Annotated in this window: 1 protein-coding gene; it reads left to right on the top strand. The window is 38.7% G+C overall.

Going from position 1 to position 1,330, the window contains the following annotated elements; translation table 11 throughout:
* Positions 1-469 precede the first annotated feature (469 nt).
* Positions 470-1,237, top strand: coding sequence for a hypothetical protein (locus GTP46_RS27680; RefSeq protein ID WP_161009860.1), 768 nt, complete (start codon positions 470-472; stop codon positions 1,235-1,237).
* Positions 1,238-1,330 lie beyond the last annotated feature (93 nt).

The raw sequence follows: 1,330 nt of genomic DNA, 5'->3' as shown, positions 1-1,330 counted from the left end.
CCCCAGCCTTATCGTTGATTCAGCAAACAATCGATCAGCGACATATCAGCTGGATTAAAAAATCTCTTTGCGCGATTACTCTGTGAATAAAAATCCCAGAAACTGCAACCAGAACTGAATGTTAGCACAGCCACCTTTTAAATAAAAGGTCCTTTGAAACTATTTTTCAAAAATACGGAAATTTTACGTTTTTCATTAAAGAAAATTCAAAAACCACAATAATGTTTCTCATATTTCGTAACACTTTTACCGAGTAATTAAATAACAGGTAATTTATCTATTTAAAACCAGCGAATACATTTTTTCCTTTTTTAAAGAAAAATAACAGAGTAGCTTAGGACATACCAAGCATTCCATTATATTTATTGCAATGACTATGTTAATTCTTTTATTACAAAAACATCTAAAGATACAGTTGCGATATATCTTTCTTCGACGTAGATTATAAAAAGAAACGCTGAGAAATCATATGAACCATATCTTTATCACCACATCAATCTACAGCAACTCAACATCCAAGCCTGAAAACATTCCGGTCTTATATGTTGAAAATGGGGGAATACTGAAACCAGTTAATTCAGTAAGCGACTATATTCGAACAGAATGCAGTTCGATGAGTGAAGTGTGGATAACCAAATTTTGCTTGTCAGTAAGACTATTAGTTGACTTTATTGCAGCCCATCCTAATTATTTGGATAAGCCAGCAAAAATTTATCGCGAATTTCATCGTTCAATTCAGTACGGGACGATCGATGAATCAGGATCAGACCCGAGCTTGCTTTACTGGTTGCCGCGCTCGCCAAAAAACTCAAGGAATTTGTTGACTTCTATAGACAATTGGTTAGATTGGGTCGCAAAAAAAAGAGATTTCATTCAACTGAATCCAATTAAAGATGGTAACTTTTACGAAAGACAACTCAATTGGATGGCTTATTTGAATAGGAGCGACAAATCCCTTCTAGGTCATCTACGCTCCCGAAAAGGCGCATACGAGATCGCAGCAAGGGTTAGAGAATTCCGTGGTCGTCGCGCCCCAGTGAATTCATCTGCCTATGGCACATTTGCATTTCCAGAAGAGCACTTTTATGACCTTCTTTTCCGGGGATTCGTCCTACCTGGCAAGGACGGTGAATTAGACCCACTCTTGAAATACAACTGGCAGGCCATCTGTATCACGCTTCTTATGAATGCCGGTGGCGTACGTGTTCGTTTGCTCGCAGAATTGATAATCATCTAGCCGTCCTCCCTTCGGCCGAGCCGAGGAATAAAGTCACGGTACGAATCCGAACTTTATCGAGGAGGACGTCATGTTATTTTGTGGCATTGATCT

The sequence above is a fragment of the Duganella flavida genome (genome assembly GCF_009857445.1).
GTDB classification, from domain to species: Bacteria; Pseudomonadota; Gammaproteobacteria; order Burkholderiales; family Burkholderiaceae_D; genus Rugamonas; species Rugamonas flavida.
Note: the sequence above shows the minus strand (reverse complement) of the source record. Positions and strands in the feature narration are given on the sequence as shown.

Bases quoted from the DNA above. Each gene is read 5' to 3' on its own strand.
- GTP46_RS27680 (WP_161009860.1), top strand. From the start codon at position 470: ATGAACCATATCTTTATCACCACATCAATCTACAGCAACTCAACATCC.